This window comes from Neobacillus drentensis (assembly GCF_036962125.1).
Classification (GTDB): domain Bacteria; phylum Bacillota; class Bacilli; order Bacillales; family Cytobacillaceae; genus Neobacillus; species Neobacillus drentensis_B.
This window is the reverse complement of the sequence record NZ_JBALOA010000009.1, coordinates 56,086-64,094: the sequence shown is the minus strand read 5'-3', so window position 1 is coordinate 64,094 and position 8,009 is coordinate 56,086. Positions and strand designations below refer to the sequence as shown.

At 43.5% G+C, this 8,009-nt stretch carries 11 protein-coding genes; 9 read left to right on the top strand and 2 right to left on the bottom strand.

Annotated elements, in window-relative coordinates; translation table 11 throughout:
- From V7121_RS09490 to V7121_RS09480, 3 genes are all read left to right on the top strand, one after another.
- The coding region (locus tag V7121_RS09490; protein WP_335546443.1) for a DNA-directed RNA polymerase subunit beta at positions 1-396 on the top strand (396 nt) is incomplete at its 5' end.
- 93 nt (positions 397-489) lie between these two features.
- Positions 490-924: a 3-hydroxyacyl-ACP dehydratase FabZ gene (gene fabZ, locus V7121_RS09485; protein ID WP_335497154.1), complete on the top strand. Its 435-nt coding sequence runs from the start codon at positions 490-492 to the stop codon at positions 922-924.
- 151 nt (positions 925-1,075) lie between these two features.
- Complete coding sequence (locus tag V7121_RS09480; RefSeq protein ID WP_335546441.1) at positions 1,076-1,408, top strand: hypothetical protein; 333 nt, start codon at positions 1,076-1,078, stop codon at positions 1,406-1,408.
- Positions 1,409-1,579: 171 nt separating this feature from the next.
- On the opposite strand, the gene V7121_RS09475 is transcribed toward V7121_RS09480, so the two are convergent.
- The gene (locus V7121_RS09475; protein WP_335496939.1) at positions 1,580-2,014 is read right to left on the bottom strand and encodes a YwpF family protein; all 435 of its coding nucleotides are present in this window, start codon (positions 2,012-2,014) and stop codon (positions 1,580-1,582) included.
- Between the two features lie 246 nt (positions 2,015-2,260).
- Here V7121_RS09475 and ssb point away from each other — a divergent pair, with 246 nt between their 5' ends.
- From ssb to V7121_RS09455, 4 genes are all read left to right on the top strand, one after another.
- Positions 2,261-2,638 carry a single-stranded DNA-binding protein gene (gene ssb, locus V7121_RS09470; RefSeq protein WP_335496936.1) on the top strand — a complete coding sequence of 126 codons (378 nt, stop codon included), beginning with the start codon at positions 2,261-2,263 and terminating at the stop codon, positions 2,636-2,638.
- Complete coding sequence (locus V7121_RS09465; RefSeq protein ID WP_335546439.1) at positions 2,628-2,825, top strand: hypothetical protein; 198 nt, start codon at positions 2,628-2,630, stop codon at positions 2,823-2,825. The genes ssb and V7121_RS09465 overlap by 11 nt, the downstream gene beginning before the upstream one ends.
- A 341-nt stretch (positions 2,826-3,166) precedes the next feature.
- Positions 3,167-3,580, top strand: coding sequence for a hypothetical protein (locus V7121_RS09460; RefSeq protein ID WP_335546437.1), 414 nt, complete (start codon positions 3,167-3,169; stop codon positions 3,578-3,580).
- A 129-nt stretch (positions 3,581-3,709) separates the two neighbouring features.
- A complete protein-coding gene (locus V7121_RS09455; protein ID WP_335496928.1) occupies positions 3,710-4,834 on the top strand; it encodes a 3D domain-containing protein in 1,125 nt (374 codons plus the stop codon).
- 188 nt (positions 4,835-5,022) lie between these two features.
- On the opposite strand, the gene V7121_RS09450 is transcribed toward V7121_RS09455, so the two are convergent.
- Complete coding sequence (locus tag V7121_RS09450; RefSeq protein ID WP_335496927.1) at positions 5,023-5,394, bottom strand: winged helix-turn-helix transcriptional regulator; 372 nt, start codon at positions 5,392-5,394, stop codon at positions 5,023-5,025.
- A gap of 202 nt (positions 5,395-5,596) precedes the next feature.
- Between V7121_RS09450 and V7121_RS09445 the strand changes: the two genes are divergently transcribed.
- Positions 5,597-6,853, top strand: coding sequence for an MFS transporter (locus tag V7121_RS09445; protein WP_335496925.1), 1,257 nt, complete (start codon positions 5,597-5,599; stop codon positions 6,851-6,853).
- A 37-nt stretch (positions 6,854-6,890) separates the two neighbouring features.
- Entirely contained in the window at positions 6,891-7,718 is an 828-nt protein-coding gene (locus V7121_RS09440; protein WP_335546435.1) for an aldo/keto reductase, read from the top strand.
- Positions 7,719-8,009: the final 291 nt, after the last annotated feature.

Genomic DNA, 8,009 nt, shown 5'->3' with positions numbered 1-8,009 from the left:
CGTCGAAAACAGGATGCGGAGCGGGCGTCTGGGCAGAAAGTGCACCTAAACCAGCCAACCGACCAGGAAAAATCAGAAGAGCTGCGTCAGAAGATAGAAAGCGAAAAAGGTAGGGCGGAAGTGGCGAGTGCCAGTCGTGAGGCCCAGAGGTTGAAAGAAACGAAGGAGGGTGGGGATTCCTCCGTAAAAACGGCCGCTCCTGCCACAAACCAGCGCGTTCGCATTCGGTTGATTCCCATTTGGCTGCGACTCGTTCTGTTAGTCGCCTTTATGTTCATCAGCGTAACCGTGGGTGCCATTGTCGGCTACGGAATAATTGGCGGCGGGAAAGTGTCTGAAGTATTCCAGCAATCGACTTGGACACATATCATTGATTTAGTGGATAAAGGAAAATAAATGAGGGAAGGGACGTAATTCCCTTCCTTTTTGTGTACCTTAAGTAGTAGAATAGGTAATAAATACTTGTTACTAGTAGGAGGTACTAACCCAATGCTTGATATCGAACAAATCAAAGAAATTATCCCCCATCGCTATCCTTTCCTTTTGGTGGACCGCATTTTAGAAGTAGAAGAAGGAAAAAGCGCCGTGGGCATTAAAAATGTCAGCGCCAATGAAGAGTTCTTCAATGGTCACTTTCCGGATTATCCAGTTATGCCTGGCGTCTTAATCGTAGAGGCACTCGCACAGGTCGGAGCTGTTGCCATGTTGAAAAAGGAAGAAAACCGCGGCCGCTTAGCCTTCTTCGCTGGAATTGATGGCTGCCGTTTTAAAAAGCAAGTCAAACCTGGCGACCAGCTGCGTCTGGAAGTAGAAATCATCCGCCTGCGTGGTCCAATCGGCAAAGGAAAAGCCGTTGCCACTGTAGATGGGGAAGTCGCGTGCGAAGCGGAAATTACCTTTGCTCTAGGCGAGAAAAAAGAATAACCAATGTAATCTCCAAACCGACCGGACGAAAGTTTCTCCAGTCGGTTTTTTATATGTAAAAAAATGCATGTCATCAATTTTGCTTCATAGGTAACCCTAAAAATAGACCAAAAATGACGGGTCAAATTATGTTTGGAAGGGGTACATTCATTTGAAGAAAAAGTTATTTCTTTTGCTTGCCAGTTCGATTTTATCGGCTGTTATGCTTACTGGCTGTAATAATGACAATGACAATGATAATGATCTAAATCCGCCGGCTGTCGATAACAATTTAAGAGACGATTTAAATAATAACAATTTAAACAATAGAATCAATTATGATGATGACAACATTGATTTAAACAACAGAAACAACCATTATCCAACGACAGAGGACAAAAATACCGACACTGATAAAGACCCAATTAAGGACAGCAACACCAAAAATGAAGACATAATCGAAGATGATATTGACATGAAAGACGCGGACAATAAAGACGAGTAACACCACAAAAGCGGAAGCACCCGTTCAGCAGCGTATGGCCTGGAGCGCTCCAACTGAGATAAAGGAAACATGGAGAGCGAAGGACACTTGCCGTTGGGGGCTGGAGCTGGATTCAATTTTTACACAATTAAAGGACAGGCGGATCATGCCTGTCCTTTTACATATGTTGTATTAATTGCTTGTTTTCACCTTTAATTTCGGTTTACTTTGCATTTTATCTCTAAATTCACTAAGCAACGCGGGGCCTTCGAAGCCTTTTTGGAGAAGACTTTCGAGCAAAAGCTCCGAGTAATCGCTCTTGTTGCGGCGGATTCTTCCTTCGAACAAGACGCTAATATGCTGTTCAAACTTATTTAATGAGCATATTTTTGTTTGGAAATAAGCAGGAGCGTTCTCCTTTTTGGTAATGACGGCTTCGACAATAATGTCGCGGTCTTCCTCAAAAATCTTCTTGAAATAATCATAGAGGGACAAATCTGTATACGCCTCAAGCAGCCAGGTGGAGCGCTCATCCTCCTTATTGAGAATCAAGCCATCAACTAACGGAATTTCAATCGTTGTATCGTTTTCCACTACATCTAATGAGTACAATTTAAAAGATTTCATAGTACCTCCTTATTTCTTTTTTCCTAAATTATAACATAGCTGAATGGAAAGCAAATGTCGAAAAATATTTGTCGAATTTTAAAAGAAAAGATTTTTTTCAAAACTCCCATCATTTTTTGACAAAAACCTCCTCGATAATTCAATTATTAAGCAAAAGAGGCCTTGATAATACCCATTTCACTATTTTACAACAAGAACCACTGCAGGCTATGCTAGGACCATCAAGGAAAAAAAGGAGATGAGATTATGATTAATCAAGTCACATTGGTGGGCAGGCTGACACGGGATCCTGAATTAAAGCAAACGACAGAAGGCACGGCTGTATCCCACATCACATTAGCGGTCACACGTCACTTTCGCAATCAAAATGGCGAGCTGGAAGCTGATTTTGTCCAATGCACGCTCTGGCGGAAGGCGGCAGAGAATACGTGTCAGTATTGCCGGAAGGGTGCTGTTGTTGGGATTACCGGAAGATTGCAAACCCGAAACTACGATAACAAAGAGGGGAAAAGGGTTTATGTCACTGAGGTCGTCGCCGAGACGGTTCGCTTCTTAAGTTCTAAGCCGCAGCCGCATGACATGGAAGCTCCGCTAAAAAAGGAGGAAGTGTCGATTGGAATCTAACGATGAAATGGCCAGAAACCTTGAGCAGCTGATGGAAAGCTTAATAAAGATGGTGGGAAATTCTAATAAAAAGGTGGACGGCCTCCAAAAACGGGTCAGCCAACTCGAATGGATCATTAAGGAACAACATCAGGAAATTAGGGATAAGAACAACCGGCTCGGAATTTTCTCCTCCTACCCACACTAGACTCCACAAGAGCTTCCTTTCCGTTTATAGATGATTTTCTATATTAAAAATTATCCCCGCAACCAACTTTAATTTAATAAAAAAATCAATGCCATCTCCGCAGTTATCTCCATTTTTTCCGGCAGTTAATGCCGGATTTTTTTATTGTTTTCATGTATAAAAATAAACAGACGGGTTAAACTAGTAGAAAAACCCCCCCTGTTTTTTTAAAAGAAGCCGCTGACGAGTTCAGCGGCTTCTTTGATGTGTTCTCTAATACAAAAATAAAAAGGAAATTTGAAATTATCGTCGAATAATGTTAATTGATGTAAAACATTGTACTTTTTGGAGGGATAATCTTTGTGGAAAAAAACTCAATAATATTTATCTGTGAGGGAACAGACTCGCAGGATAAGGAAATCAAAGGTAAGCCGAGCTTTTATGATGCTATTCAACTATCAAATCAGTCGCCCCAAACACTTGAGGATACCCCTTATCAATCCATTGCTTTTCAAAAAACAGCCATCATCCCTATCCATAGCTTTAATTCCCGTATTCACATTTCGTATGAGCAGCATTCCCTGAAAATAGTTACCGAAAACAATGATCTGACGGAAAGTGAAGTCTTCGAGTGCCTCACCCATTTTGCGGTAAAGGAAGGGCTCCAGGTGTCGTTCATAGCGGTATTTCCAAAGGATAAAAATAGTCTGGAGAAACCTCAAAATAAGCACACTCTTGTGGAGGATAAGGAAAGAAAGAAGAAGAACGAAATTTAACACTGTTATGACACAGAAATGACACTTTCCTTTGTAATAAGACAAAAAGTGATGAACTTTTAATCTATTTGTAACATTACTGGTACATTCTTCTGTTATAAATAGAGTACTAAGGAAAGGAGAAAGTGTATGCAAACGACAAGAAAGCGTATCATTCTCGTGTTACTTACAATCATTTTATCAGTATCGGGGTCAATGGTTACATATGCACAAACCAACACGCAAGCCCTACATAATGCAAAGCAGGAGCTCGAGCAAAAACAAAGAATCGTAGAGCAAACAGCGCAAGAAAAGCAGTCTGTTAATCAAGAAATAGAAAAAATTCAACAAGACTTGAATGCTCTTTATACCGATATTACAAAAAACAAACAAGCAATGGCCAAAACGCAGCAAAAAATAGACGAAACAAACCAAATGATTGAACAAAAGAAACAAGAGATTGTTGTCCTCGAAGACAAAATCCTCGCCCGTAAAGGAATTATGAAGCAGAGGGCTGTCTCACTCCAACAATCAGATAATATTGATGTCATCATCAACCTATTCTTTGAGTCTGATAGTATCTCAGATTTTATTCAGCGTGCGAGCGCCGTTTCGACCTTAATGGATGCAGACAAGGATATCCTGGGGTCACAGGAGGAAGACCTGCAGCAGATTGAAGATGATAAAAAAGAGATTGATAGACAAGAACAAATTTTAGAAGACGATCAAAAGGAACTTGCGGACCAGCAGCAAGCTCTCGATCAAAACATGCAAAAAAGGCAGCAAACGTTAACCGTGATGCAACAAAAATATAGCCAAATCGTTAAGCAAATGGCATTGGCTGAACAGGAAAAGGCAGGCATTGAATCGCAAATGAAAGAGATTCAGGCCAATATCAAAAGGGAACAAGAAGAGGCCAAGGCACGTGCAACCGCTTCAAAGTCAAAAAAGGCTCCCTCTACAGAAAACGAAGTAAATGCAGCGATCAAAGGGAAGGAAATGTATGTGTCCGCCACCGCATACAGCCCGGAAGAGTCATTCCACATTACAGCAGCCGGCTACAACATACGAAAACACCCCAATATGAAATTGATAGCCGTTGACCCAAGAGTCATCCCGCTTGGTAAAAAGGTATGGGTAGAAGGTTATGGCGTGGCCATCGCAGGCGATACAGGCGGCGCAATAAAAGGCCATAAAATCGACGTACTCCTGCCAACCACATCCCAATGCATCCAATGGGGCAGAAGAACCGTAAAAATTATCGTACTCGACTAGAAGTACACGTATACAGAACCTGGCACACATAACGTGCCAGGTTTTTTATTGTCACTAGGAGCCTTAAATGGGTATCTGACACCGAAAACATGATTGCACGCATAAATGGTACCTGACACCAATTTTATTATTAGCACTGGCCAAATGTCATAAATGGTACCTGACACCAAAAACACTATTCACACTGTCTATTTAAGATGATCATTTAAGATACTCTCTTCAAGAACGGAGAACTTATCCCCGTAAACCTTCTCAATATGATGCTCGCCCCACGTGCAGAGTGAATTGAGAATCCCCTCCAGACTCCGCCCGTATTCACTCAGCTCATACTCGACCTTCGGTGGAATCTGATTATAAATAATCCGGTTAATCACGCCATCGTCCTCCAACTCCCGCAGCTGCTGCGTCAACATCTTCTGTGTAATATTCGGCATCAGCCGCTTCAATTCACTCGTTCGCTTTTTCCCGCGCATCAAATGGCAGAGAATCACACACTTCCATTTCCCACCAATTACCTCAAGTGCCGCCTCCACCGATATATTGTACTTCTTCTTCTCCATCTCACATCTACTCCTTTATCACAGATCTAGACAGGACCCGTCGTCTTATGGGCACCAGAAAGTACCTATAGCACCACGAGGTACCTATATCACTTTAAAGTGCGTACTTCCGATTATTTAAGATATCCCCCATAATAACATTTGCCGGATGAAAACAATCATACCTTTTTAAATAAACCTACACAAATGAGGAGGATTATTCATGCATTTAAATAAACAGCAAAGCACATTAGCCCTACTGGCCTTAGCCATCAGTGCCTTCGCGATTGGCACCACCGAATTTATCAGCGTCGGCCTGCTGCCGCTCATCGCCGAAGATTTGCGCATACCCGTCACCACCGCGGGACTAACGGTCTCCCTATACGCCCTCGGGGTCATGTTCGGAGCGCCTGTACTCACATCACTGACAGCAAGAATGTCACGCAAAACCTTATTACTTTGGATCATGATCGTCTTCATCATCGGTAACGGAATCGCTGCAAGCGCAACAACCATCAACGTCCTGCTGGCAGCCAGAGTGATTTCAGCACTTGCACACGGCGTCTTCATGTCAATCGGCTCCACCATCGCGGCCGACCTCGTCCCAGCCAACCGCCGTGCTAGTGCGATATCAATCATGTTCTCCGGTCTCACCGTCGCCACTGTCACAGGCGTGCCATTCGGAACATTCATCGGCCAACAATACGGCTGGAGGCTCGCTTTCCTCCTCATCGTCATCGTTGGTATTATCGGATTAATTGGAAACTGGATTCTCATTCCTGCTTTCTTGAAAAAAGGAACCCAGACCAGCGCTCGAGACCAGGTTAAGCTCCTGACCAATGGCCGACTCTTACTTTTATTCGTCATCACGGCCCTTGGCTACGGCGGGACATTCGTTGTCTTTACTTATTTGTCACCATTATTACAGGAAATAACCGGTTTCAACGAAGGTTCAATCGCAATCATTTTACTAGCGTACGGGTTGGCAATTGCGGTCGGCAATATGATTGGTGGTCGGCTCTCAAACCGCAATCCGATTGGTTCCCTTTTCTATATGTTTATCGTCCAAGCTGTTGTCCTATTTGTCCTAATGTTCACAGCACCGTTCAAAATTGCGGGCTTAATCACGATTATTTTGATGGGATTGCTCGCCTTTATGAACGTACCAGGACTGCAGGTCTATGTGGTCATTCTAGCGGAACGCTTCGTCCCGAGCACCGTTGATGTGGCATCCGCTATCAACATCGCCGCCTTCAACGCAGGCATCGCCATCGGCTCCTACCTAGGCGGCACCATCACCGACTCAATCGGCCTCATCCATACCACATGGATCGGCGCCCTAATGGTCCTCGCAGCAGCCATCCTGACAGGGGTAAGCCGAGCGTTGGAAAGGAAAGATTCTATGGTGTCAGGCACTATAAAAACAACAAGGGTGTCAGGTACTACTAAAGAACAGATGTCCACATGCGATGGACTGTAAAATAATTAACTAATAACAAGTGGAGGTAATAGCAAAGATGAACAACTTACAAAGTACAACGACATTAAATAACGGGGTAAAAATGCCTTGGTTTGGGCTTGGTGTCTTTAAGGTAGATGAAGGGCCAGAGCTAGTGAATACGGTAAAAACAGCGATTCAACACGGCTACCGCAGCATTGACACCGCCGCCATCTATGGAAACCAAGAAGGTGTTGGACGAGGGATTAAGGAATCAGGTATCGCTCGAGAAGAATTATTCATCACATCAAAGGTCTGGAATGCCGACCTTGGTTACGATTCCACCTTGGCAGCTTATCAAACCAGTCTAGATAAACTAGGTTTAGACTACTTAGACCTTTACTTAATTCACTGGCCAGTAGCCGGTAAATATAAGGAAGCGTGGAGAGCATTAGAGACACTATACAAAGAAGGTCGCGTTAGAGCAATAGGGGTCAGTAATTTCCAAGTCCACCACCTTGAAGACCTAATGAAGGTTGCTGAAGTTAAGCCTATGGTAAACCAAGTTGAATACCATCCACGCTTAACCCAAAAAGAAGTTCAAGCATTTTGCCGTGAGCAGGGAATCCAATTCGAAGCCTGGTCACCATTAATGCAAGGACAATTGTTAGACAATGAGGTATTGGCAGAAATTGCTGCCAAATACAATAAATCGGTCGCCCAAATCATTTTGCGCTGGGATTTGCAAAATGGTGTCGTCACCATCCCAAAATCCACCAAGGAGAACCGTATTATCGAAAACTCGCGGGTATTCGACTTTAAGTTAACGCAGGAGGAAATGGACCAAATTGACAGCATGAACCAAAACCATCGTGTCGGCCCAGACCCTGACAACTTCGACTTTTAAATATAATGAGATCAAATTTGGCGAAAAACATACCGTATGCCAACCATTTTGGTTTCATTTTCCGAAGGCAGAAAAAAGATGCTTGTCTGTAATGGAGGGCCGTCTCATTTACCGTGAGGATGAAAAAGAGGCTCGGTCGGTAAAAGAGGGGTGGTCTCATTTACCGTGGGAGGAAAAAAAGGGCGTGGTGGGTAAAAGAGGAGCGGTCTCATTTACCGAGGGAGGAAAAAAAGGGCGTGGTGGGTAAAAGAGGAGCGGTCTCATTTACCGATGGAAGGAAAAAAGGGCGTG